Below are 24,919 nucleotides of genomic sequence, written 5' to 3'. Positions count from 1 at the left end.
GACGGGCGCACCACGAGAGGGCACCCCCAAAACTCCATGAGTGAAACCGAAGAAACCATTACCCGAGCCCCCGTACGACCCGACAGCCCCAGCTTCGCCGACCTCGGTGTACGCGCCGAGACGGTGGAGGCGCTTGCCGCTGCCGGCATCACCCGGGCGTTCGCCATCCAGGAGTACGCGCTGCCGATCGCGCTGCGCGGCACCGACCTCATCGGCCAGGCACCCACCGGCACCGGCAAGACCCTCGGCTTCGGCATCCCGCTGCTCCAGCGGGTGTTCGCGCCCGGCGAGGGCAGCGACGGCGTGCCGCAGGCCCTGGTCATCGTTCCGACCCGCGAGCTGGGCCTCCAGGTCGCCAAAGACCTCGCCACCGCCGGCAAGACCCGCGGCGTGCGCGTCCTGCCGATCTACGGCGGCGTGGCGTACGAGACGCAGGTCGAGGCGCTGCGCGCCGGCGTGGAGATCCTGGTCAGCACGCCCGGCCGGCTGATGGACCTCGCCAAGCAAAAGAAGCTGCGCCTCGACCGGGTGCACGCACTGGTGCTCGACGAGGCCGACCGCATGCTCGACCTGGGCTTCCTCGACGACGTCGAGAAGATCCTCGCCATGCTGCCGGAAGATCGGCAGACCATGCTCTTCTCCGCCACGATGCCCGACCCGATCGTCACGCTGGCGCGGCGGTTCCTGCGCCACCCGGTGACGATCCACGCCGGCCATACGGCCGAGACCGGGCCGTCGCCGCTGACCAAGCAGCTGGCCTACCGCACCCACCCGATGAACAAGATCGAGGTGGTCACCCGGATCCTCCAGTCGCAAGCACGCGGCCTGACGATGATCTTCACGCGCACCAAGCGCGCCGCTGACCGGGTGGCCGAAGACCTCGACTTCCGGGGCTTCGCCGTGGCCGCGGTGCACGGCGACCTGGGCCAGGGCGCACGCGAGCGGGCGCTCCGGGCGTTCCGGGCCGGCAAGATCGACGTACTGGTCGCCACCGATGTCGCCGCCCGTGGGCTCGACGTCTCCGGCGTCACCCACGTCCTCAACTACGACTGCCCCGAAGACCCCGACACGTACACCCACCGCATCGGGCGCACCGGCCGGGCCGGGGCGAGCGGCGTGGCCGTGACGTTCGTCGACTGGGAAGACATGCCCAGGTGGCGGCTCATCGACAAGTCGCTGGGCCTGGAGATGCCCGAGCCGCCGGAGACGTACCACACGTCCCCGAACCTGTACACCGACCTGGACATCCCGTCCGACGTCGGCAGCACCCTGCCGACCGCCGATCGCACTCGCGCCGGGCTGGGCGCCGAGGTCGAGGAAGACCTCGGCACGAAGTCCCGGGGCGGTAGCCGGCGGCGCGCCGAGAGCAGCACCCGCGGCAGGTCCCGTAGCCGCCGCGAAGGCGGCGGTGGCGGCACCACTCCGGAGGCCGAGGCGACCGCCGCGACCGACGAGGCACCCGCGTCGACCCGCGTTCGTCGTCGCCGTCGGGCTGGCGAAGTGGTAGCCGCCGAGGCGACCGCGGCCAACACCGAGCCCATCGACGCGACGCCAGCCGCGGAGGCCGCCGACGACGCCACTGCAGCGGCCAAGCCCCGCCGCCGTCGCCGTCGCCGCTCCCCCGCGGCAACAACCCCCACGGAGTAACCAAGAGCCGCACGGCGCTCCGCGCCGCGCGGCCCCACATCTCCCGCCGATCAAGGGCAAACGCACGTGGTTCGATCTCTTTTCCACGTGCGTTTGCCCTTGATCCACGCAGATCTCCTTGATCGACGCGGCCCCAGCGCGCGGTCGCGGCGCGGCCCAGCACGCGGCCCCAGCACGCGGCCCCAGCACGCGGCCCCAGCACGCAGTCGCGGCGCGCGGAGCGGCGTGGGCTGGAGCGCGCGGCCGCAGCGGCGTGGGCCGGAGCGGCGCGTGGGCCGGGAGTGGCGGCGAGTGCGGAGGCAAATGCGCGACGCGCCCGCCGGTTACGGCGGGCGCGTCGGTGGTAAGGAGGCCCCTCCGCCGGGGGTTCGACAAGGGCTCGGCGGAGGGGCCTGGGGCCTCAGTGCGCTGCGGGTCGCACCGAGGGGCCGTGGGTCAGCTGACCGTGCAGGGGGCCAGTGCGTCGAGACCCACGGGGCGTGCGTCGATCCGACCGATCGCCGTCGCGATGCGGTTGATCGCCGCGACCCGCTTGTCCTCCAGCGGACCGAGGATCGCGTTCTGCACGAAGTTCGGGCCGCCCTGACCGACGGTCGCGACAAGCCGCGCGTTGGCTTCCGCGATCTGCGTGTCGAGCTGCGCCAGGTTGCGCTCCACCTCAGCGAGGGCACCGGCCGGGATGGCCGGGAGCTGGCTGCCGACGTCGGGGCAGCTGATCGTGCCGACCTCGGCGGCGCCACCGTCACCGGCACCCGCGTCGCCACCGGCCGCGTCGTCGCCACCGGCCGCGTCGTCGCCACCAGCGGCGTCGTCACCGCCGCCGGCACCGTCCGCCTCGAGCTGGCACGGCGCGAGCGCGTCCAGGCCCTGCGGGCGGGCGTTGATCCGGCCGATCGCGGTCGCGATCCGGTTGATGGCCGCGACGCGCTTGTCCTCCAGCGGGCCGAGGATGGCGTTCTGCACGAAGTTCGGGCCGCCCTGGCCTACGGTCGCGACGAGCCGCGCGTTGGCCTCGTTGATCTGCGTCTGGAGTTGGGCGAGGTTGCGATCCACCTCCGCCTGGGCACCGGCCGGTACAGCCGGGAGCTGGCTCTCTACGTCCGGGCAGACGATGATGCCGGGGCCAGCGGCCGTGCCGCCGCCCTCTTCCCCACCGCCAGCGGGTAGCTCGGCGGGCTCGGTGGCGGTGGAACCACCGCCGGTCGACAGCGTGCAGGTGGCCAGCGACTCCAGGCCCTGCGGCCTGGTGCCCTGCCGGCCGATCGCGATGGCGATCCGGTCGATGGCGGCACCGCGCTTGCTGGCCAGCGGGCCGAGGATGGCGTTCTGGACGAAGTTGGGCCCGCCCTGGCCCTTGCTCGTGACCAGCCGCTGGTTGGCCTCGGCAATCTGCGTGTTGAGCTGTGCGAGATTCCGCTCCACCTCCGCTTGGGCGGAGGCCGGCACATTTTGCAGCTTGTCGGCGACGGTCGGACAGCTGATCGTGGAAGCCGCGTCCTCACCATCGGCCGCCGCGACGCCGATCCCGCCCCCGACAATGGCTACGGCGACACCAACAGTGGCGGCTATCTTCCAGCGGCGACCGAATGTGCGCCGTTCCTTGTACTCGTGCGTGGTCGTGGACATGCGCGTGACAACCCAACCCTTCGGGCCTAAGGTGGCCGGCAGCCGCGCCGCTCGTTCGCGGGCTCACCGGTGGGGACAGAGCCCCACACCCGACGACCGCCCCGAGCGAGGGCAGCAGCCGGATGCTGCTGTGGATGAGAAGCGCCGTCCGACGGCTGGTTTCGCCGTCCGCCTCGCACTTTCTTACGGTGGCCGCGCTCCCATGGTTCAACACGACTTCTGAGAAAGATCTAGGCTCGGAGAATGCCGGTCAAACTGGACGACGCGCTGGCAGAGGTGCGTGCGCTGCTGCTCGACCCGGGATTGGTCCGCGCGGTCGCCGCGGGCCGCCGCCGGGGCCAGACCCCTACCTTGGTGCGGGCGGAGCTGCGCCCGGTCACCCTGAAGGGCGGGCCGTACCTGCAGATCGTGACGTCCGACGGCACCCGGCCACACACCCGCAACGTGGCCGGGGCCGACGCGGGAGCGGCGGTGGATTCGCTCCTGGCGGAGCCGTTCGGAAACTGGCATGTGGAGACCGGCGACGCGACCGTCCAGGTGCGGGTGACCAAGAAGGGCGACGCCCAGCTGCACCGGGCGAGCGCGGCCCGCCAGGCGGCGGACACCGAGCACGACCGTGCCAAGGAGTACCTGCTCGACCCCGGTGACCCGCTGTTCGAGGTGATCGGGGGCAACGCGGCGAAGCGCCGGCAGGTCGACGCGTTCCTGCGGGCGCTGGCAGCCACCCTGCCGGAGCCGCCCGCCAGGCTGGACGTGGTGGATTTGGGGTGCGGCAACGCATATCTGACGTTCGCCGCCCATCGGTACCTCAGCGGGCTGGGCGTCGACGTGCGGATCGTCGGCGTCGACGTGCGGGAAGACCAGCGTCGCCGCAACACCGAGGTGGCCGAGCGGCTGGGCTGTGCCGACCGGGTGCGGTTCGTGGCGGGCACGATCGCCGGTGCCGAGGTCGACCTGGCGCCCGATCTGGTGCTGGCGCTGCACGCGTGCGACACCGCCACCGACGAGGCATTGGCGCGAGCGGTGAAATGGGACGCGAGGTGGGTGCTGGCAGCGCCGTGCTGCCACCACGACATCGCCGCGCAGTTGCGCGCCCAGCCGGCGCCCGAGCCGTACCCCCTCATCACCCGGCAGGGCATCCTGCGCGAGCGCCTCGCGGACGTCCTCACCGACGCGCTGCGCGCCGCGATCCTGCGCCTCTACGGGTACAAAGTGGACGTTGTGGAGTTCGTTGACTCCAAACACACTCCGCGCAATCTCATGCTGCGCGCCCGCCGCACCGAGGCACCGCCCACAGTGGAGCAGCGCGCCGAGTACGCCTCGCTCACCACGCAGTGGGGCGTGCGCCCGGCTCTTGAATCGCTGCTCAGCTCACCACCAGAGTGAACTCCGCCGTGTGCACCTTTCCGGCCACCTGGAAGTCGAAGTACATCCGGTAACGGCCGGTGCTCGGCACCGCCAGCCAGAACTTGACCGCCCCGTCGATCAGCTGGTCTTCGGGGTGCACGTGCACGTATCCGAGGTCTCCCTCGCGCACCACCACGAGGTGCCCGTACGCCCCGAGGTACCGCTCCGGCGTGGCACCCGGTACCCGGAAGAAGAGCGGCTGTGTCGCGCCCGGCGCCGGTGTGCCGTCATAGCTCACCGAGAAGCCCGCGACGGCCGCGTCGCGCGCCGGCACGGGCAGTGCCCGCGCGGCGTAGTCGCCGGTCACGGACAGATCCACGCCGAGCGTCAGCGCCGTCTGCTGCCCACCCACGTCGACGGTGAAATCCGCGTACGCCCGCCAGGCGCCCGCAGCGGGCAGGGTGAGCGGCACCCGCCATCTGCCGTCGGTTGCCATCGCCGGGTGCAGGTGCTGGTATCCCGACAGGTCCCGGCGCACCACGATGAGGTGCAACGGCTTGTCGTGCACGATCGCGAACGTGGTGACCGGCCGCCCGTCCCGGCCCACGACGCGGAAGGCGAAGTCGCGGGGCTGCCCGGCGGAGAACGAGGTCGCCTCGGGCACCAGCGTGTATCCGCCGGAGCTGACCGCGAGCCCACCCACGTCGGCGGTGGCCTGGCCGGCCGTGGTGCCGTGCTGGTGTGGGCTCGCCTCGGCGCCGGCGGCGACCGGTGGGCCGGCCATCGTGCCCGGCTCGTCGCCGCTGGTCACGCGCCCCAGGCCGAACCCGCCCAGCAGGGCGACCACCAGACCGGCGGCGAGGATGGCGATCCGGGCGGTGGGTGCGGGCATGGCGGGGATTCCTCCTCGGGACGGCCGGTACAAGTATGCGGGATCGTAATGCGCGTGGCTTTTGCCCGAGATGCCTCGTTAGGTCTGCGTGCCAGGTTGTGCAACTCTGCGTATCTCCATGCCGACGACCGCCCTCATCGCCGCCCTGGTGATCGTGCTGCTACCCGTCCCCGTACAGGCGACACCAATCGGCGACCAGCTCAACACGGCGGGCGAGCACCTGGAGAAGGTGATCGAGGACTACAACGAGGTCCGCGACAACCTACGCACCACTCGCCGCCAGATCGCCGACCTCAACGAGGAGATCCGGCCGCTGGAGCGGCAGCTGGCCGCCCGACAGGCCCGCGTCGGTGTGATCGCCGCCACAGCGTACCGGTCGAGCGGCGTCAGCACTGCACTCGCGGTGATCTCGGCCGAGTCCGCGTCGGACTTCGCCGACCGGCTGCTCGTGCTCGAACGGCTGGCGGGCGAGCAGAGTCAGGAGATCGACAAGCTCAACGCGGCACGCGAGCGGGTCGAGGCGGCCCGCCACACCCTCGACTCGGCCGCCAGCCAGCAGGCCGCCCAGGAGCTGACGCTCGCCACGAAGAGGCAGGAGATCGAGCAGGACATCGCCCGGCTGGAGCAACTGCGCGAGCAGACCGGCTTCAAGCCGCGTCCGACGCTCAAGGGCTTCAAGCCGACGTTCTCTGCGGGCAAGGCGGGCGCGGCCGTCCGGTTCGCGTACGCCCAGCTCGGCAAGGAGTACAGGTTCGGCAGCGGCGGCCCCAACTCGTACGACTGCTCGGGCCTCACCTCCGCGGCCTGGGCCAAGGCGGGCGTGCCACTGCCTCACAACGCCCGCCGCCAGTGGCGCGCGGTCAAAAGGGTCAGCCGCGACGAGTTGAAGCCCGGCGACCTGATCTTCTACTACCGCAGCATTCACCACGTGGCGATGTACGTCGGCGGCGGCAAGATGATCCACGCCCCGCAGCACGGCGAGCCCGTGCGCGTCGACGACGTCGACTACCAGCCGATCCACGGATACGGCCGGCCGAGCTAGCTCACGGGCTCAACCGGCGATCGCCAGAGCGAGGGGCAGCACGACCGGGGCACCGGCCTGGCGCAGCAGGCGCGCCACCATCGTCATCGTCCAGCCGGAGTCGACCAGGTCGTCAACGAGCAGCACTGGACCGTCCAATATGGCCAGTTGCTCGGCGAGTGGCGGCGGCACCTCGAACGCGGCGTGGAGCGCGAGTACCCGCTGGGCGCTGTTGCCCCGCGGCCCCGCGCCGCCGCCGACCCGCCGCACCGCCCCAAGCAGCGGCAGCCGACCGACCGCGGCGACGCGTTCGGCGAGACCGCGCACGAGCTGGCTGTGCCGCCGGGAATCCACGGCGACGATCCCCACCGGCCGGGCCGGCCACGGGTCGTCGCCGCGCGCCCACGCCTTGAGCACCTCGATGACCGCACCGGCCACGTCGTCGGGCAGCGGAGCGTCGGGCGAGTCCGGGCCGACCAGCCCTCGCAGGCGCGAGCCCCAGCCGAGGTCGGATAGGCGCCCCACCGCGCGGCCGGAAGCGGCCTGCTCGCCCGGTGCGATCTTTCCCCGCAGCGGCACGCCGACCGCCTCCAGGCCGGTCGGCCACATCTTCTTCGGCGTGACCTCGACGCCCGGCCGGCCCAGAAACGCCTGCGCGGCCGACAGCGCGGGGTGTGACACCTCGGTGTCGAAGCGCGGGCCGGCGCAGCGGTCACAGCGGCCACAGGGCACCGCACCCGGATCGTCGAGGCACCTGCGCAGGTACTCCATCCGGCAGCCGGCCGTCGCGGTGTACTCGCGCATGGCCTGCTGCTCGGCCGTACGCGCCTCGGCGACCCGCCGCAGCCGCGCGGCGTCGTACTCCCACGGCTGGCCCGTAGCGAGCCAGCCGCCGCGCACCCGGCGCACCGCGCCGTCGACGTCGAGCACCTTGAGCATCAGCTCCAGCCGCGTGCGCCGCAGGTCGACGATCGGCTCCAGCGCCGGAGTCGACAATGGACGCTCGGTGGACAGGGCGCCTAGCACCGAGCGCACCTGCTCCTCGGGCGGAAACGCGAGCGAGGCGAAGTACCGCCAGATGGCCGCGTCTTCCGGGCCCGGCAACAGCAGGACCTCCGCCTGGTCGACGCCGCGGCCGGCGCGGCCCACCTGCTGGTAGTACGCGATCGGCGAGGGCGGCGCACCGAGGTGCACGACGAAGCCGAGGTCGGGCTTGTCGAAACCCATGCCGAGCGCCGACGTCGCGATCAGCGCCTTGATCTTGTTGTCGAGCAGGTCCTGCTCGGCGGCCCGGCGGTCGGTGTCGTCGGACTGCCCGCTGTACGAGGCGACCGCGTAGCCCCGGGACCGAAGGAACTCGGCGGTCTCGCCAGCAGCCGCCACCGTCAGCGTGTACACGATGCCCGAGCCGGCCAGCCTGTCCAGGTGGTCGGCCAGCCAGGCCAGCCGGTGGGCCGGCGTCGGCAGGTCGAGCACGGCCAGCCGCAGCGAGTCACGGTCGAGCGCTCCGCGCAGCACGAGCGCGTCGCCGAGCTGGTCGGCCACGTCGGCGGTGACCCGGGCGTTGGCCGTCGCGGTGGTGGCCAGCACCGGCGTGCGCTCGGGCAGCCCGGCGAGGAAGGTGCGCAGCCGGCGGTAGTCAGGCCGGAAGTCGTGACCCCAGTCGGAGACGCAGTGCGCCTCGTCGACCACGAGCAGGCCGGTCGTGGCGGCGAGCCGGGGCAGGACGGTGTCGCGGAAGTCGGGATTGTTGAGTCGCTCGGGGCTGATGAGTAGCACGTCGACCGCACCGGCGTGGATCTGCTCGGTGATCTCGTCCCACTCGTCGAGGTTGGCGGAGTTGATCGTGCGGGCGTGGATACCCGCGCGGGCGGCCGCCTCGACCTGGTTACGCATGAGGGCGAGCAGCGGCGACACGATCACGGTGGGCCCGGTGGTCTCCCGAGCTCGCAGCAGAGCCGTCGCGACGAAGTACACCGCGGACTTTCCCCAGCCCGTGCGCTGCACGCACAGCACCCGGCGACGGTCGGCCACCAGCGCCTCGATGGCCCGCCACTGGTCGTCACGGAGCCGGGCACGCTCGCCGGCCAGCCGTCGCAGTACCGCTTCCGCCTCTTCCCGCATCGCCCCTTCCTACCAGGTCACCGGCGAAGATCACCGTTCGTGCCCGGTTCACGACGGTCCGGGTTAACTGAGTCGTTGATCAGCAAAACATGCGAGAAAGCGGCCTTAACGGACGCTCCTGGTCCGCATAGGTTTGGGTCCACACGTGTGGGGGGTGACATGTCAGGACCGCGGAGTTTGGCGCGCTTCGGCGCCGTGGCCGCTGGCTTGGCCGGGTTGGCGCTGACAGTGCCGACGCTGGCCGCGAACAACGGCAACGGCGAGAAGCAGGAGGCGAAGGCCAGCGCGGCGAAGTGCTGCGAGGTGGAGGCCGACGCGTCGGGCGCCACGGTGTCCGGCGGCGGCACACCGGTCACGCTGGACGTCAAGGTGACCCGCACCGGCAAGGCCTGCGACCCGACCCGCCGCACCATCTCCGTAACACTGGACGGGCTGCGTCCTCGTCACGTACGCGTGGAGCGCGTGACCGCCGGTCTGCCGCTGAGGCTCGTCGAGACTTCGACTGATGGCACCGTCAACGCGATCGACTCGCTCGCCGACGCAACCCTGATGTGCGGCGACGCCAAGGCCACCGCCCGGTACCGAGTCGCGTTCGCCGACGACACACCGACCGGCGAGGCCCGGCTCGACGTCGTCGTGCGTACACCCGCCGGCAAGCCGCTCGGCAGCGCCACGAAGGCGGTCATCGTGGCGGGCGCCGTGGCCCTGCCCCCAAACGATGATGCGGAGGAACCGGCGCCCGCGCCGCCCTCCGAGTCCGAGGAGTCGGAGGCGGAGCCGACCCAGGCACCGTCCACTCCGAAGTCACGGGAATCGGCGGAAGCTTCGGAGTCGCCGGAACCCGCCGCGACGACCGGGGCGCCCGCGTACGAGGAGTCCCAGGGTCCGTCCGGGGGCGAGCCCGCGGCGACAGAGCCGCCAGCGCTGAGCCAGAGCGGCCAGCTCACCGACGGTCCGTCCGCACCGATGATCGGCGTGGGACTGGCACTCTCGGCGGTCGGCGTACTCGCGGTGGGGGCGCTCGGCTGGTGGTACCGCCGGCGGATGCCGGGCGCGCCCGTGGACCCGGAGGGCCCGACGGTGGCCGTGTGGAGCGCCCCCTCCGCGTGAGGCCCTAGCGGCCGGCGCGGGCGGCCACCGCGGTGTCGGGGTGGTCGGCGAAGACGCCGTCCAGGCCCAGGCCGAAGAACAGCGCGTACTCAGCCGTGTTGGCACCGCGCGCGTTCGGGTCGGTGCCGATCCGGAACGGCGCCGCCGTGAACTGGTTTTCCGCCGGAACGTCCACGCGTGCGGCCGAGCCGCCGGCTCTCCGACTTCGCAAGGTCGATCACCTCTTGGAGCGTCGGCACCACGGCCGCGACGTAGCGATCAGCCCTTGCCCTTGTCGCCTTTGCCCTTGTTGCCCTTGTCCTTGTTGCCGTTGCTCTTGCCGCTGCCGCTGCCGGAGTTGTCCTTCTCGCCCGTGGCGGAGGCCGCCGTCGGGGGCGGCGCGCTCAGGTCGGCCACCGACGTCTCGCACGCCTGGCCGTCCAGCATGAACCCGACCGGCGCCGGGTTGGCCTCGGCGTACCTGCCGGTGAGCCCCAGCGTCGCCGACCCGCCCGCGGGGATGGTGTCGCCGCGCGCCGACACCCGCCGCCCGGCCTGCACCACCTGCGCCGACTCGGCGACCTCCTGGTCGCCGGGGAACGCGAACGTCAGCCGCCAGCCGGCCACCGGCTCGCGCCCAGCGTTCGTGACGGTCACGTCGGCTTGGAACGTGCTGCCCGAGTCCTGCCGGACGGCGTAGCGGACCCGGCACGCGGGCGCCCCAGCGGGCGACACGCTGGGAGGCGTGGGGGCCGCCGCCGCGGCCGCGCCGCCCGCGCCGCCCGGGCCGCTGCCAGGAGACCGGGCCGCGTTCGCCCACAGCAGTCCGGTCGCGGCCATCAGCACCGCGCCGACGAGCGCGGCCTGCGCCCGCCGGCGAAATCCCCCCGCCTTAGCCGGTATCAGGTCGGTCGGGTCGGCCGGCAGGGGAAGGATCGCCGTGTCGTCAAGGTGCGGTCGCGCCGTGTTCACGGCCAGCGCGTCGGCCACCTCGGCGCTGGTGGGCCGCTCGTCGGGATCCTTGGCGAGGCAGCGCTCGCACAGCTCCGCCACCTCCGCCGGCAGCCCGTCGACCGGTGGCAGCGGAATCGGCTCGGCGTACCGGTGCGCGCGCAGCATGTCGGTCATCGAGGCCACGTGCCAGGGGCGCTGACCGGTCAGCGCGCGGTAGAGGAGCAGGCCGAGGCCGTACACGTCGGCGGCCGGCGAGACCGCGCCGCCGTCGAGCCGTTCCGGCGCGAGGTAGGCGGGCGTGCCGAGCAGGTTCCCGTCTGGCCCGACGTCGCTCTCGCCGATGAGCGCGGACAGCCCGAAATCGACCACCTTCGCACCGGCCTCGGTGAGCATGACGTTGGCCGGCTTCACGTCGCGGTGCACGATGCCGCGCTGGTGCGCCGCCGCCAGCGCGGACGCGACCTCGCCGCAGACCGTCACCGCCGTCTGCCAGGGCAGTACACCGTCGCGGGCGAGCACGTCGGCCAGCGGCTCGCCGTCGACGAGCTCCATGACGACGTACGGCGTATCGTCCGACTGGCCGTAGTCGTACACGTTGGTGATGTGCGGGTGGCAGAGCCGCGCGGCCGCTCTCGCCTCGATCCGGATGCGCCGCCGGAACGCCGGGTCTGACGCGAGTTTCCCGTCGAGCACCTTGACCGCCACCTGGCGCCCGAGCACCTCGTCGAAGCCGCGCCACACGACCGACATTCCGCCGACGCCCAGCTGCTCCACCAGGCGGTACCGCCCGCCAAGGAGTGTCATGACCTTCGAGTGCCCACCAACGGCGGGGCCTACACCAGCCGATTCAGCGCGCGAGCAGCTGGTCGACCGGCGCGTACTCGTCGGTGAGCACGGGAGCGCTCCCCACGAGGTCGGCCAGTTCGTCGCCCTCGAGCACCGTGATGCCGGGGCCCACCCGAGCGCGCAACGCGTCGAGCGGCAGCGGCGCGTCGGACGCGACGATCACGAAGTTGGCGCCCGTCTCGCCGGCCAGCGCGGCGGGCTCGCCGATGAGAAGCACGTGCGGAAACACGTCCGCCACGGTGGCCATCTCGGCGCGGATGAAGCGCAGCGGCGGATAGTCGATCACATTTTGGGTATAGATCCCCTGCGGCCGCAGGACGCGCTGGATCTCGACGACCATCTCGCGGGTGGCCAGGTGCCACGGCACCACCAGGTGCCCGAACGCGTCACCGACCACCAGGTCGGCGCTGTCCTCCGGCCGGGCGGTGACCAGTACCCGGGCGTCGCCGACCACGGCCGTCAGGTCGGGACCGGTGCGCAGGCCCAGCTCGCGGCGGGCCAGGTCGACCAGGCCGCCGTCGATCTCGTACACGTCGTTGTCGGTGCGCGGCCGGGTGGCGGTCAGGTACCGGGGCATCGTGAACCCGCCACCGCCGAGGTGCAGCGCGTCCAGCCGCTGCCCTTCCGGTGCCATGACGTCGGCCACCGCCCCGAACCACTGGGTGTACTCGAACTCCAGGTGACGCGGGTCGGCCAGGTCGACGTACGAGTGGTTGGCCGAGTTGAGGATCAGGGTGCGACCGGTGCCCCGGGCAGGGTCGGAGGTGACCGTCGCGCAGTGGTACGCGGTCTCGATGTCGCACGGGTTCGGCGCCACCGTGGACAGACCGGCGCCCAGCAGCCCCAGCCCGGCGAGCGCGGCGCCGGTGCGGGTGAGCGGCATCGCCACGCGGCGGCGCAGATACAGCCAGAGGCCGATCCCGGACAGGCCCAGCGCCACCGCCAGGCTCACGATGATCGCGCTCGTGGAAAGGGCGGCCACCAGGACGAACCCGGTCGCCAGGGTCGCCGTGATGCCGCCCAGCGTGCCGATGCTCGACAGCCGGCCCACCACCCGGCCGGTGCGGGCGAGGTCGCCGAGCTGCAGCTTGACCACGAGCGGCGTGACCGCGGAGAGCAGCCCCGCCGGCACGAAGACGGCCAGCGCGGTGAGAAGCAGGATGCCGCCGGCCGCCTCCCCGCGCAGCACCTCGCCGGCGTACCGGACGATCGGGAGCGTCACGGCGGTGGCGATACCCGCTAGCACCAGCGCCGGCGGGATCAGCTTGCGCGGGTCGTACCGGTCAGCGAGGAACCCGCCGAGCCAGGCCCCGTACGCGATCGCGCCCAGCGCCATGCCGATCACCGAGCTGGTGACCTGCAAGGTCACCCCGATGTACGGCCCGACGAGGCGCAACGCGACGGTCTCGAGGACCAGGACGGCGCCGCTCGCGAGGAAGACCAGGGCGGCGGCGAGTTTGGACGGCAGGGGCTCCACCCGGGCGAGCCTAGTCAGGGTGTGTCAGAGCATTGACAGGTGCACGTGGTTCTTGTGCGTAGCGGCCGGGCTGCCGCTGCCGCTGTATGCCCGCCAGCCGGTGCCGGGCATCCAGATCTGGGCGTACCAGATCACGTACATGACGCCGAGCCGGCTCGCGTTCTTGACGTAGAAGGCGGCCAGCCTGTCGCCGTACGCCTTGTCGCCGCCGGTGGCGTTGACGTTTTCGAACCCGTTGGTGGCGGCGGCGAAGTCGCACGCCTTGCCCTTGGGATGCTCACCGCCACCGCTGCCGCGGTAGCAGGACCGGTACCGGGTGAAGCCGTTGGCCCGGGCCTGGTTCATCGCGTGCAGGGTGCGCGCGGTTATGCAGCCGCTGGTGGTCGGGTCGTCGATCGTGCACGACTCCTTGGGCCATGAGCCGTCCGAGTTTTTCGGCGCGGGCTTGGCCAGCGGCGAGTTGGCGTTGATGAAGCCGCCGGTGGCGTTGCCACCTGAGGCGCCGAGCGCCCGCTCGGCGTCTTTCTTCTTCTTCGCCATGATGGCGACCTGCTTCTCCTGCTCGCGCACCTCGTTGTCGATGGCCGCCTTGGTGCGGGTGACCGACTCCCGGGCCTCGGCGAGCTCGCGCATCTGCACGCCGTCACGCTGGGCGAGCAGCTCCAGCGCGGCCGCACGCTCCAGGAAGTCTTCGGGTGAGGCGCTGTTGAGCAGCATGGAGATGGGGGTGAGCCGGCCGATCCGGTACGACTGGGCGGCGATCGCGCTCACCTCGACGCTGACCTGGGCGAGCCGGCTCTCCACGCGCTTCAGCTCGACGCTGAGCTCGAGCTGGCGCTTCTTGGAGTTGTCGAGCTTGGCCTGGGCCTCGACGTGGCCCTTCGCGGCCGCTTCGAGCGCGGCGCGCAGCGTCTTGGTGCCACCCTCGTCGTCGGTGTTGGGCGCCGCGAGCGCCTGGCCGCCGAAGGCGACCGACGCGACGACGGCCAGCGCCACTGCTAGGGGACGAAGCACGGTGCGTCAGCGTACCGGACACACCGGCCCCGTGAGTCACTCCAGCCTCAGATTTAAGGCCGCCCTGCATTACCAGATCCGAACGGTCAGGTCACGGAGAACCCGCCGTCGACAAAGAGCGTCTGTCCGGTGATGTAGGCGCTGGAGGTGCTCGCCAGGAACACCGCCATGCCCGCGAAGTCCCCGACCTCGCCGTTGCGCCCGACCATGCTGCGCGCCGCCGCGGTGGCCACCCGCTGGGGGTCGGAGAAGAACTCCCTGGTCAGCGGCGTGGGCACGACGCCGGGGGCGATCGCGTTGCTGGTCACGCCGTGCCGCGACCAGGCCTCTGCCTGCGATCGGGTGAGCCCGGCGAGCCCCGCCTTGGCCGCGCCGTACGCCCCGCTGTTGCCGTACGCCCGCACGGCCTGCTGCGAGACGATGTTGATGATCCGGCCCCAGCCGCGAGCGGCCATCGCGGGGCCGAACCGCTGGCCGAGCAGGAACGGCGCGTCCAGGTTGGCGGTGATCGTCGCGTCCCAGTCGTTCTCCGTCAGGTCGGACATCGGCGGACGCAGGTTGATGCCAGCCGAGTTGACCAGGATGTCCGGCTCGCCGTACACGCCGGTTACCCGCTCGGCCGCAGCCCTCAACGCCACGCGGTCGGCGAGGTCGGCGGGCACTGCGGCGGCCTCAACGCCGTGCCCGGCCAGTTCGGCGACCGTCGCGTCCAGCGGCCCGGGCCGCCGCGCGACCAGCACGACCCGGGCACCGGCCCGGCCCAGCGCCTCCGCGATGGCCCGCCCGATGCCCGAGCTGCCGCCTGTCACGAGGGCGATGCGCCCATCGAGTGAGAAGAGCCCGTCAAGGTAGGCCGACACGGCCCCACCCTATCCGACAAGATCACCAGGGTTCGGTGCCGTCCTCGCTGAAGAAGCCGGCGGTCGGGCCGTCGTCGGGCAGCGTGGCGAGCCGCACGGCGGCGATCGCACCCTGCGCCGGGGTACGCGGGCCGGCGTGCCCGTTCATATCGGTGGCGCAGTACCCAGGATCGGCGGCGTTCACCTTGATGCCGGTGTCGCGCAACTCGTTCGCGTACGAGACGGTGACCGAGTTCAGGGCACTCTTGGACGCGTTGTACGCCAGCAACGGAAACTGCGCGTAGGCGTTGGAAGGGTCGCTGGTCAGAGCGAGCGAGCCGAGCCCGCTCGACAGGTTGACGATCCGGCCGGCCACCGAACGCCGGATCAGCGGGAGCAGCGCGTTGGTCAGCGCCACGATTCCGTACACGTTGGTGGCGAACGTGCGAGCGAGCGCCTCCACCGGCAGCTGGCTGGGCCGCTGGCCGCGCTCGATGAGGATGCCGGCGTTGTTGACCAGGATGTCCAACCGGCCGTACTCCCGTTCGACGCGCGCGGCGGCGGCGGACACCGACAGCGGGTCGGTCACGTCCAGCTCCAGCGGCACCGCCGTGTACCCCTCGGTGGCCAGCTTCTCCGCGGCTTCCGCCCCGCGGGCCGCGTCCCGCGCTCCCACCAGCACCATCGCACCCGCAGCGCCCAGACCCCGTGCGATCTCGTATCCGATTCCCTTGTTGGCCCCCGTCACGAGGGCGACCTTCGCTTCGCTCATGCACCCACCGTGCGGTGGATCGGGCCCGTTGAGCAGAGACCGGCTCAACCACGGACTCGCGGTCCCTGGATACGGCGCCCGCGGCGACGGAGGATTGCCGCATGGACCGCCGCCAGCTCGCCGAGTTCCTGCGCAGCCGCCGTGCCCGGGTGCTCCCCGCCGATGTCGGACTCCCCGCTGGTGCCCGCCGTCGCACGCCCGGCCTCCGCCGCGAAGAGGTGGCCCGCCTGGCGGGCATCTCGGTCGACTACTACGCCCGGATGGAGCAGGGGCGCGGGCCCCACCCCTCCCGGCAGGCGCTTCGTGATCTACAGCGCCGCGCCTGGTAGCCCGTCCGCGGAGGCGTTGAAGCTGCTGAGCGTGGTGGGGACGCAGTGGACGAGCGAGGCCGTCAGCTGAGCAGTACCGCCTGCACCTGGTCCCATACCGACTCGCTGGCGCAGGCGAGCAGGCCATAGCGGTCGTCGGCGAGGTCGTACGGCGCACCGTCGATCCGGCGCACCACTCCGCCGATCTCCTCGACCATCAAGGCGCCCGGCGCGTGGTCCCACGGCAGGGTGCGCCAGAACATCACGAAGTGCTGGCGCCCGGTGACGATGTCGACGTACTCGCGGCCGGCGCAGTGCTGGCTGGGCAGCAGCTCGGAGATGCGGGAGCTGCCCTCCCGGACGGAGGAGCGAAGGTTCCCCGGGAGGTACCGGGTCGTCGCCGCGCCGCGCAGTCCGCTCGTCGCCAGCTCGTCGCCGTTCAGCGTGGCGCGCACCCCGTCGACGTACGCCCCGGAGCCAAGCTCGGCGACGGCGAGCGTCTCCTCCAGCGGCTGGTAGATCCAGCCCGCCACCGGTGCCCCGCCGCGCAGCAGCGCCACCATCATCGCGAAGGGCCCTCGCCCGCCCGCGAAGTTGCCGGTGCCGTCGATCGGGTCCACCAGCCATACCGGGCCGCGCTCGCGGAGCCGGTCCAGCACGACGGGGTCGTCCGCGACACCCTCCTCGCCGACCACCGCCGAGTCGGGCAGCAGCTCCATCAGGCCGGCCGCGATCCTCTCTTCGGCGCGCCGGTCGGCGACGGTCACCAGCTCGCCAGGCGCCTTCTCCTGCACGTCGTCCTCGGCGAGGTGCTGGTACATGGGCAGCACGACCGTGGCAGCCACCTCGCGTAGCAGCGTGCCGACGGACTCGATCAGGTCAGCCACGAGGCGGCAGCTTCACCACGCTGACGAAGAACTCGTCGATCTGCCGGACCACAGCGATGAACCGGTCGAAGTCGACCGGTTTCGTCACGTACGCGTTGGCGTGCAACTGGTAGCTACGCAGGATGTCTTCGTCGGCCTGGGATGTGGTGAGCACCACAACGGGGATCCTGCCGAGCTGCTCATCTTCCTTGATCTCGGCGAGCACCTGGCGACCGTCCCTGCGGGGCAGGTTGAGGTCGAGCAGGATCAGGTCGGGCGTGACCGCGTCTGCGTACTGGCCCTCGCGGCGCAGGTAGGCGAGCGCCTCGACGCCGTCCGACACGACCGTGAGCCGGTTGCGCAGCTTGTGCTCCTCGAACGCCTCCTGCGTCATGAGCACGTCGCCCGGGTCGTCTTCGACCAGCAGCACCTCGATCGCGGATGTCTCGCCGGTCGGTTCGGTCATGCTGTCGTCACCTCGGTCTTGTCGGCTGGCTCTAGGGTCCCGTCGGGTGGCTCTGCCGCGTCGGTCCGCATCGTCTGGGTGGACTGCTCCACGGTCACCGGAAGTGTAAATCGGATGGCGGTTCCCTCCGTCACCTCCGGGTCTACCCAGATTCGCCCTCCGTGATACTCAACGATCTTCTTCGCGATGGCCAACCCTATCCCGGTACCCGGGTAGGCGTCCTTGGCGTGCAGCCGCTGGAAGATGACGAAGATCTTGTCGGCGAACTCGGCCTCGATTCCGATGCCGTTGTCCTGGCAGGTGATCTCCCAGTCGTCGCCGTCGCGCCGGGCGGAGATGTGCACCCGCGGCAGCCGGTCGGCGTGACGGAACTTGAGCGAGTTCGTCACCAGGTTGGCCAGCAGCGTGGTGAGCAGCGCCTCTTCGCCCTGCACGGTGGGCAGATCCGACCAGGTGATCTCACCGGAGGCGTACCGCCGTGCCGAGTCGAGCTGCCCCGATACATCCGACATCGTCGAGTTCAGGTCGATCTCGGTGAAGCCGGTCGTCATCCGCCCGATCCGCGAGAACGCCAGCAGGTCGTTGATCAGCCGCTGCATCCGCTGAGCACCGTCCACCGCGAACGCGATGTACTGGTCGGCGCGCTCGTCGAGCTGCCCCGCGTACCGCCGTTGAAGCAGCTGGCAGAAGCTCGCCACCTTGCGCAGCGGCTCCTGCAGGTCGTGCGAGGCCACGTATGCGAACTGCTCCAGATCGCGGTTGGAGCGCAGCAGCTCCTCGGCCTGGATCTGGAGCTGGTTGTTGACCCACTCCACGCGCTCCCGGGCCTCGCGCACCTCGCCCAGGTCCGCGACGATCTTGCGCCGCATGCCGTCGATGTCGCGCGCCAACTGGGCCAGCTCGGGCGCGGCGTCGGTGTCGATGGTGTGTTGGTAATCACCACGCGCGATGCGGCGCACCGACTCCGCAAGGTCAGTGACCGGCCCGATCACCAGCCGGCGCAGCGAGACCACCAGCGCGATGCCGGCCACCACAACGATCACCGCCGCGGCGATCAGCAGCAGCACGAGGATGTTGCTGCTGTCCTTGGCCCGGGCGGCTGCCTCCTCCCGGAACTCCTGGATCTCACCCTCCAGCCCGGCGACAGCGGCACGGACCGGGGCGAACGCATCTCGTGCGGCATTGCCAAGCAGCGCCTGACCCGCCGCCGGTCCCTGGATCCGCACAGCGTTGATCACCGGCTCGGCGACCGAGCGGCGCCACTCCACCGTCCGCTCGCCCACCTCGCGGAGCCGGACCTCCAGGAGGTCGTGGTCAGCCGCCAACCCGGCCATGTGGTCGAGCAGCTCGCCCTCGCGCATCCGCCCGTCGGTATACGGGACAAGGTCGGCCGGATCACCCGATACCGCGAACCCGCGTACCGCCGACTCCTGCTCCACCAGCTTCGTCAGCAGTTCCTCGGAGTCGGCGCGCAGCGCAGCCGCCACGTTGACCAGCGTGTCGACCTGCGACCTCGTCACCGCCGCGGTGCCCGCCGCCAGCACGGCGACGAGGCTGAGCAGCCCCCCGACCACCGCGCAGAGCACGGTGACCCGGCGCCGCAGCGTCCACCTTTCCTTCACCGGCCATCACCCTTCGTGACCAGCAGCATGGCGACGTCATCGGCCAGTGGGCCGCCGTTGGCGCTCTCGGCCCGCCCGACCAGCCACTGCGGCAGGGAGGGCAGCGGCACCTCGCCCGCCTCCGGCTCGCCGAGCAGCTCGCAGAGACCGGGCACGTCGAGCCGCTCCTCGCCGCGCCCCACCCGGCCCTCGATCAGCCCGTCCGTGTACATGAGCAGAGACCAGTCGTCGCGGTCGAACGCGAGGTCGAACGCCGGTGGTTTGCGCGGCTGCACGCCGAGCAGCAGCCCGTGCGGCGCCGGCACCGGCGCCACCTTGCCACCGGAGAGCAGCAGCGGCGGCGGATGACCGGCCAGCCGCACCGTGGCCCGGCCCTCGCTGAGTTCCAGACAGACCGTGGCGACGGTGGCGAAGATCTCCCTGGCCCGCCGCTCGCTGACGAGCACCTGCTCCAGCGCCGGCAGCACCGCCTCGTCGGCCACGCCGGCCAGGATCAGCGCCCGCCAGGCAACCCGCAACTCGACGCCCAGGGCCGCCTCGTCGGCGCCGTGCCCGCACACGTCACCGACGATGAGGTGCAGCCGCTCGCCGGTCTGCACCACGTCGTAGAAGTCGCCGCCGATCACGGCGGCGTGCCGCCCCGGCCGATAGAACGGGTACATCCGCACCTGGTCGGTGGTCATCAGCGGCTGCGGCAGGAGGCCGCGCTCCAGTCGCGCCGACTCGGCCTGGCGAAGCTCGACCTCACGCAGCCGCCGCGCGTTCTCGTCGGAACGCTTCCGCTCGACGGCGTACCGCAGGGCCCGCGCCAGCAGCACGCCGTCGACCTGGCCCTTGAGCAGGTAGTCCTGGGCGCCCTCGGCCACCGCGCCGATGCCGACGTGCTCGTCCTGCCGGCCGGTCAGCACACACACCGCCGCCGGCCCCGCCATGGTCAGCACCTGGCGCAGGCCGTCGAGGCCCTGGGCGTCGGGCAACCCGAGGTCGAGCAGCACGCAGTCGACACCTGCGATCCGCTGCCGGGCCTCGTTGAGGCTGCTCGCGACCACCAGGTCGACCCGGGCATCGGCCTCGGCGAGCAGTTCGCCGACCAGAAAAGCGTCCGCGTCGTCGTCTTCGACCAGCAGGACCCGCAGGCGCTCCTCCGCGGGCACACGACCGCTCGGACCGCGGCCGCCGTGCGGATACGGCGGCATCGCGGACACCCGAGAGCCACGAGTCATGCGCACACGCTAGGACACAGCGCCGGGAGCGTGCGACCCACCCGCCGAGCATGATGTTCGCCATGGCCGTCGCGCTGCTCCCAAACGCCGACCGGGCGCTCGCCCGCCCCCACCGCCGCGCGCTCTTCGCCGCGGCCGCGTTACTCGCGCTAGTGGTGGTCGGCGCCGTCACCTTGCTCGATCTCCAGCCGCCCTCACCGCGCGCCGCCGGGGCGCCCGCGGACACGTTCAGCGCCGAGCGCGCGTTCACCCATGTGAGTGCCGTCGGCGCGCGCACGCACGTCGCCGGCAGCGCCGCGAACGACCAGGTCCGCGACCACATCACCGGCACGCTGCGCGGCCTCGGCCTCGACACGTCGGTCCAGGACACCGTCGGCCTGGAGGCCGGGCACATCTCCGGCGGCGAGGGCGGCAGCGCCTTCGCCCGGGTGCGCAACGTCGTGGCGCTACTGCCGGGCGCCGCGCCGACCGGACGGGTCTTCCTGGTCGCGCACTACGACTCGGTGCAGACCGGGCCGGGCGGCAACGACGACGGCGCTGGGGTCGCGACGATCCTGGAGGTGGCGCGGGCGCTGGCCGCCGGCCCGCGCCCGCGCAACGATGTGGTGCTGGTGCTCACCGACGCCGAGGAGGCGTGCCTGTGCGGCGCGGCCGCCTTCGCCGGCAGCCACCCGCTCGCTGCCGGCGGCGGCGTGGTGCTCAACCTGGAAGCGCGCGGCAGCACCGGCCCTGTGATCATGTTCGAGACATCCAGGCGCAACGCCGCGCTCGTCGGCGTCTACGGCCGAGCCGCTCCGCACCCCGTGGGCACCTCGTTCGCCGTCGAGGTCTACCGCCTGCTGCCCAACGACACCGACTTCACCGCGTTCCTCGACAAAGGGTTCATCGGCCTCAACTCCGCCTACATCGACGGCAGTGCGACCTACCACACGCCGCTGGACACCCCCGCCGCCATGAACCGCGCCAGCCTCCAGCACCACGGCGACAACGCGCTCGGGCTCGCCCGCGAGTTCGCCGCCACCGACCTGTCCGGCCTGGACGCTGACGGCGACGCCACGTACTTTCCGGTGCCGGGTGCGCTCGTCCGGTACCCGGGCTGGCTGACCTGGCCCCTCGCGGCGCTCGCGCTCGCGGCGGTGGCCGCGCTCGCCTGGCTCGCGCGCCGCCGCGGCCGCACCACCTGGCCGCGCGTGGCCGGCGGCTTCGGCCTCGCGCTCATCCCCCTCGCCGCCGGCCCGGTCGCGGCCCAACTGCTGTGGGCCGCGATCACCGCGGCGCGCCCTGGCTACGCCGCGGTGCTCGACCCATACCGTCCACTGTGGTTCAGGCTCGCGGTCATCGCGCTCGCCGCCGCGGTCCTGACGATCTGGTACGCGCTTCTGCGCCGGCGCCTCGACCCTGGCTCGCTGGCGATCGGGGGACTTGGCTGGCTGGCCGTCATAGGCGCCGCGCTGGCGGCGGTCACGCCCGGCGGGGCGTACCTCGCCACACTCCCCTGCCTCGCGGGCGCGCTGGCCGGTCTGGCGGCGCTGGCCTTCCCCCGCGCCGCGGTCCCGCTCCTGACCCTCGGCTCCACCGTCGCCGTCCTGATCCTGGTGCCGACGGTCGCACTGCTGTTTCCCGCGCTCGGCATGGCCACCGGCGGCGCCGCCGCACTGTTCGCCATCCTGCTCGGGCTCGCCGCCCTGCCGGTACTCGATCTACTGTGGCCGGAAGCCGGTGGCCAGCTCGGGATGCCCGCGGCGCGCGCCCGCCGCCGCGCGATGTACCCGCCGCTCGCCGCGACACTGGCCGCGCTGGTGCTGGCCGGCGTGGGCCTGCGTGTCGACCGCTTCGATACCGCGCACCCCATCCCAACGCACCTGATGTACGCGCTGGACGCGGGCACCGGGCAGGCCCGCTGGTTGAGCGAGGAGCGGACCGTCCAGGACTGGACCGCGCGCTACGTCTCGTCGACTGCCACTGTGGACGGTGATTTCCCGGCCCTGGGCACCGACCCACTGCGCGCCGGCCCCGCTCAGGCCGCGGCGCTGGCGCCGCCGGCGCTGGAGGTGCTCTCCTCCACGACGGCTGGCACCGAGCGGACGCTGCGGCTCCGGTTGCGACCGCAGCGCCCGGCACGGATGGTGGCGCTCCACGTCGACGCCGCCACAGCGACGGTGGTGTCGGCCCGGGTAGCGAGCCAGCCGGCGGCGGTAGGCCGGGAGGGCGAACGGTGGTCCTTCGGCCTCGTCTTCCACGCCCCACCCCCGGAGGGCGTCGAACTCGACCTGGTCCTGCGCCAGCGTGCCGGCCCGGTGAGCTTCCGCGTCATGGACGGCAGCGACGGCCTGGAGTCCCTCCCCGACTTCGTCCCCCGCCCGCCCGGCACAGGCGTAGCCGGCACCCACACCTCCGACCTGGTGGCGGTAGCGACGACAGTCACCCTCTAACACCCACCACATTCCCCGCCGATCAAGGGCAAACGCACGTGGTTCGATCTCTTTTCCGCGTGCGTTTGCCCTTGATCGATGCGGTTCCCCTTGATCGCGGCGGCGTCTACAGGTCCGCGATGAAGGCCGCTATCCAGGCCAACGGGGCGTTCCAGTTGATCGTCAGCTCGTTCGTCGACCAGGACTCGATGTCGTCGATGTAGCAGAACTGGCCGACGCAGCCCCGCAGCTTCTGCTGGGCCAACGGGTCCTGGATCCACGAGTTCGGCCCGCCGGCGAGCGTCCCGTTGGGCGGGTTCGGCAGGTCTGGATTGAGCTGCCGGGCGTACCAGCGGCTGTGCTGGTTCTTCGACGCCACCTCGCCGTACCCGGTCACGTACGACATGTTGAGCGCGTTCCGGCCGAAGATGTAGTCCATCCCCTCCAGCACGCCGTCGCGGTACTTGGCCCGCCCGCTCAGGTCGTACGCGGTCGCGATGACCACCAGGTTGTTGATGACGAGCTGGTTGGAGCCCCAGTCGAACTGGTTGTCGCTCGGCGCGTACGGCATGCCGTACGGGTGTGCCTTGATCGTCGCCAGGTACCGCTCGGCACCTTCGAGCACCGACGCCCGCACCCGCGCCCGGTCCGGCAACTTGTTGGGCAGCGTGGCGAGGTCGAGCCGGCCCAGAGCCGCCGTCGAGCCCCAGTCGAAGCCACGCTCCCGCCACACGTCCGAGGTGTGGTGCGGTGAGGCCAGGATGAAGTCCCTGTACTCCTTGGCGCCCGTGGTGATGTACAGCTCGGCGGCCGCCCAGTAGAACTCGTCGCTGACGTCCGCGTCGGAGTAGGCGCCGCCGCCGGTGGCGTCGGCCGGGTCGGCAAGCACGTCCGGGTGCGCCTTGGCGGCGGCCCACGCGCGCTTCGCGGCGGCCAGGTTGCGCGCCGCGAACTGCTGGTCGTACCGCTTGAACACGCGCGCCGCCTGGGCCGCGGTGGCCGCCAGGTTCAGCGTCGCCGCGGTCGACGGCGGGTGCAGCTCGCGCTTGCGATCGTCGAGGTGCGGCAGCAGCGGCAGCCCCGTCCACGTCTCATCGTGGATCTTGTGGTGCGCCATCCCCGCCAGCGCCTCACCCGCCGGCACCTGCATGCTCAGCAGGAACTCCTGCTCCCACCGCGCCTCGTCGAGGATGTCCGGCACCTTGTTGCCGCTCTCCGGGATCGCCAGCGTGCCGTCCTTGAGCTTCCACGGCTTCCGCGACCGCTCGTACTCGCTCATCATCTGGGCTACGGAGATGCCCCCGTTGACCACGTACTTGCCATGGTCACCCGCGTCGTACCAGCCACCCGAGACGTCCAATGTGTAGTCGCAGACGCCCGGCTGGCACGGCACGCTCGTGTCACCCTGGTTGGGCGCGACCCCGACGTGACCGGCCGGCCGGCCGTACCCTGGCCGCAGGCTGTCGAGGATCTCCACCCCGCTGCGCTGGGTGTAGTAGAACTTGAGCGCGTCGAGCCGCAACTGCTCCCAGTACCCGGCGCCGATGTCGAACGGCCGGCTGGTCTCGCCGTCAGCGACCAGCGTGTAGCCCGCGCCCGCCTTGGTGTACCGGTCGAACGTGATCGTGTGTACGTTCTGGCCCGACGAGGCGTCGACGCCGCGCGGCGCGGTCTTACCGTTCGCGACCACGGCGCCGGCGGCGTTCTTGAGCTGCCACGGCAGGGCCGTTGTGGCCTCCGTGACGAGGGTGGCGTTCTTTGGCCCGTCGGGCACGTAGCCGACCTGGTTGACGCGCACCCGCGGCCCGGTGTCCGGCACGTACGGTTCGGCGACCGCACCGCCGGCCAACGAGACGTTGTCGAGGCAGAACCGCCACGGCTCAGCGCTGCCGCCAAGCTGGAAGACGACCTGCCCGTTGGTGAGGTCGACCGGCGAGGTGAACGTGTACGAATAGTCGTTGCCGGACGGACTGAACTCGGGAGTCGCGCCGAAATACTGTGTCCACGGGTCGGCGCCGATCTGGACGAGCGCCTTGGCCACCCGCGCGGGCGTGCCCGTGGCGAAGAACTTGTACGCGTATGTTTCGCCGCTGACGAGCGGGATGTCGTTGATGCCCACGATGGCGTCCCAGGCGTTGACGGTGCCGCCGGGAATGTCAGCGCAGAGCTGCCCGCTGCTGGAGTCGAGAGTGATGTTGGCCGTGCCCCACCAGGGGGCATGACCGTTGTCGAAGGTGCCGTTGACGATCTGCTCCGGCCCGTCCGCGTACGCCGTAGAGGCGGTCAGCCCGGTCGCGGCCAGCGCCGCCGCGACCGTGACGGCGAGCCGTCGTGTCCGTTTTGTCACGTCGTTCCTTCCAGTTGTGGGAGCGCTC

Annotated in this window: 19 protein-coding genes and 1 pseudogene; 6 read left to right on the top strand and 14 right to left on the bottom strand. The window is 71.9% G+C overall.

The window, feature by feature from the left end; translation table 11 throughout:
* Positions 1 to 36: 36 nt before the first annotated feature.
* Positions 37 to 1,647, top strand: a complete 1,611-nt coding sequence (locus V6V89_RS18870; protein WP_334620472.1) for a DEAD/DEAH box helicase — start codon at positions 37 to 39, stop codon at positions 1,645 to 1,647.
* Between the two features lie 435 nt (positions 1,648 to 2,082).
* Here V6V89_RS18870 and V6V89_RS18865 read toward each other — a convergent pair whose 3' ends face one another.
* Entirely contained in the window at positions 2,083 to 3,273 is a 1,191-nt protein-coding gene (locus tag V6V89_RS18865) for a hypothetical protein (protein ID WP_334620471.1), read from the bottom strand.
* A gap of 243 nt (positions 3,274 to 3,516) precedes the next feature.
* Here V6V89_RS18865 and V6V89_RS18860 point away from each other — a divergent pair, with 243 nt between their 5' ends.
* Positions 3,517 to 4,659 carry a class I SAM-dependent methyltransferase gene (locus V6V89_RS18860; RefSeq protein ID WP_334620470.1) on the top strand — a complete coding sequence of 381 codons (1,143 nt, stop codon included), beginning with the start codon at positions 3,517 to 3,519 and terminating at the stop codon, positions 4,657 to 4,659.
* Here V6V89_RS18860 and V6V89_RS18855 read toward each other — a convergent pair.
* Positions 4,640 to 5,512 (bottom strand): hypothetical protein, encoded by an 873-nt coding sequence (locus tag V6V89_RS18855; protein WP_334620469.1) that lies wholly within the window; start codon positions 5,510 to 5,512, stop codon positions 4,640 to 4,642. The two genes, V6V89_RS18860 and V6V89_RS18855, sit on opposite strands and share 20 nt — an antisense overlap.
* A 118-nt stretch (positions 5,513 to 5,630) precedes the next feature.
* Here V6V89_RS18855 and V6V89_RS18850 point away from each other — a divergent pair, with 118 nt between their 5' ends.
* On the top strand, positions 5,631 to 6,554 hold the full coding sequence (locus V6V89_RS18850) for a C40 family peptidase (protein ID WP_334620468.1): 924 nt from the start codon (positions 5,631 to 5,633) through the stop codon (positions 6,552 to 6,554).
* Between the two features lie 9 nt (positions 6,555 to 6,563).
* On the opposite strand, the gene V6V89_RS18845 is transcribed toward V6V89_RS18850, so the two are convergent.
* On the bottom strand, positions 6,564 to 8,657 hold the full coding sequence (locus V6V89_RS18845) for a RecQ family ATP-dependent DNA helicase (RefSeq protein ID WP_334620467.1): 2,094 nt from the start codon (positions 8,655 to 8,657) through the stop codon (positions 6,564 to 6,566).
* 159 nt (positions 8,658 to 8,816) lie between these two features.
* On the opposite strand from V6V89_RS18845, the gene V6V89_RS18840 reads away from it, so the two are divergent.
* Positions 8,817 to 9,767 (top strand): hypothetical protein, encoded by a 951-nt coding sequence (locus V6V89_RS18840; protein ID WP_334620466.1) that lies wholly within the window; start codon positions 8,817 to 8,819, stop codon positions 9,765 to 9,767.
* 4 nt (positions 9,768 to 9,771) lie between these two features.
* Here V6V89_RS18840 and V6V89_RS18835 read toward each other — a convergent pair whose 3' ends face one another.
* The 6 genes from V6V89_RS18835 to V6V89_RS18810 form a co-directional block, all read right to left on the bottom strand.
* Complete coding sequence (locus tag V6V89_RS18835) at positions 9,772 to 9,978, bottom strand: hypothetical protein (RefSeq protein WP_334620465.1); 207 nt, start codon at positions 9,976 to 9,978, stop codon at positions 9,772 to 9,774.
* A gap of 47 nt (positions 9,979 to 10,025) precedes the next feature.
* Positions 10,026 to 11,504 (bottom strand): serine/threonine-protein kinase, encoded by a 1,479-nt coding sequence (locus V6V89_RS18830; RefSeq protein ID WP_334620464.1) that lies wholly within the window; start codon positions 11,502 to 11,504, stop codon positions 10,026 to 10,028.
* Between the two features lie 43 nt (positions 11,505 to 11,547).
* Complete coding sequence (locus V6V89_RS18825) at positions 11,548 to 13,023, bottom strand: fused MFS/spermidine synthase (protein WP_334620463.1); 1,476 nt, start codon at positions 13,021 to 13,023, stop codon at positions 11,548 to 11,550.
* 24 nt (positions 13,024 to 13,047) lie between these two features.
* Positions 13,048 to 14,037: a coiled-coil domain-containing protein gene (locus V6V89_RS18820; protein WP_334620462.1), complete on the bottom strand. Its 990-nt coding sequence runs from the start codon at positions 14,035 to 14,037 to the stop codon at positions 13,048 to 13,050.
* Positions 14,038 to 14,123: 86 nt separating this feature from the next.
* On the bottom strand, positions 14,124 to 14,897 hold the full coding sequence (locus V6V89_RS18815) for an SDR family NAD(P)-dependent oxidoreductase (RefSeq protein ID WP_334620461.1): 774 nt from the start codon (positions 14,895 to 14,897) through the stop codon (positions 14,124 to 14,126).
* 22 nt (positions 14,898 to 14,919) lie between these two features.
* A complete protein-coding gene (locus V6V89_RS18810) occupies positions 14,920 to 15,648 on the bottom strand; it encodes an SDR family oxidoreductase (protein ID WP_334620460.1) in 729 nt (242 codons plus the stop codon).
* A gap of 101 nt (positions 15,649 to 15,749) precedes the next feature.
* Between V6V89_RS18810 and V6V89_RS18805 the strand changes: the two are divergent.
* A pseudogene (locus V6V89_RS18805) lies at positions 15,750 to 15,965 on the top strand (helix-turn-helix domain-containing protein); the annotation flags it as partial.
* 74 nt (positions 15,966 to 16,039) lie between these two features.
* Here the strand turns inward: V6V89_RS18805 and V6V89_RS18800 are convergent.
* The 4 genes from V6V89_RS18800 to V6V89_RS18785 are packed head-to-tail and all read right to left on the bottom strand — an operon-like array spanning position 16,040 to position 20,106.
* Positions 16,040 to 16,843: an inositol monophosphatase family protein gene (locus V6V89_RS18800; RefSeq protein WP_334620459.1), complete on the bottom strand. Its 804-nt coding sequence runs from the start codon at positions 16,841 to 16,843 to the stop codon at positions 16,040 to 16,042.
* Positions 16,836 to 17,288 carry a response regulator gene (locus V6V89_RS18795; RefSeq protein WP_334620458.1) on the bottom strand — a complete coding sequence of 151 codons (453 nt, stop codon included), beginning with the start codon at positions 17,286 to 17,288 and terminating at the stop codon, positions 16,836 to 16,838. Before V6V89_RS18795 ends, V6V89_RS18800 begins: the two co-directional genes overlap by 8 nt.
* Positions 17,285 to 18,910: a sensor histidine kinase gene (locus V6V89_RS18790; protein ID WP_334620457.1), complete on the bottom strand. Its 1,626-nt coding sequence runs from the start codon at positions 18,908 to 18,910 to the stop codon at positions 17,285 to 17,287. Before V6V89_RS18790 ends, V6V89_RS18795 begins: the two co-directional genes overlap by 4 nt.
* On the bottom strand, positions 18,907 to 20,106 hold the full coding sequence (locus V6V89_RS18785; protein WP_334620503.1) for a PP2C family protein-serine/threonine phosphatase: 1,200 nt from the start codon (positions 20,104 to 20,106) through the stop codon (positions 18,907 to 18,909). Before V6V89_RS18785 ends, V6V89_RS18790 begins: the two co-directional genes overlap by 4 nt.
* An 89-nt stretch (positions 20,107 to 20,195) precedes the next feature.
* Between V6V89_RS18785 and V6V89_RS18780 the strand changes: the two genes are divergently transcribed.
* Positions 20,196 to 22,565, top strand: a complete 2,370-nt coding sequence (locus V6V89_RS18780; protein WP_334620456.1) for a M28 family peptidase — start codon at positions 20,196 to 20,198, stop codon at positions 22,563 to 22,565.
* Between the two features lie 106 nt (positions 22,566 to 22,671).
* Here the strand turns inward: V6V89_RS18780 and V6V89_RS18775 are convergent, their stop codons facing one another.
* A complete protein-coding gene (locus V6V89_RS18775) occupies positions 22,672 to 24,891 on the bottom strand; it encodes a glycoside hydrolase family 9 protein (protein ID WP_334620455.1) in 2,220 nt (739 codons plus the stop codon).
* Positions 24,892 to 24,919: the final 28 nt, after the last annotated feature.

The sequence above is a fragment of the Micromonospora sp. CPCC 206061 genome (assembly GCF_036906915.1).
Classification (GTDB): domain Bacteria; phylum Actinomycetota; class Actinomycetes; order Mycobacteriales; family Micromonosporaceae; genus Phytohabitans.
Note: the sequence above shows the minus strand (reverse complement) of the source record. Positions and strands in the feature narration are given on the sequence as shown.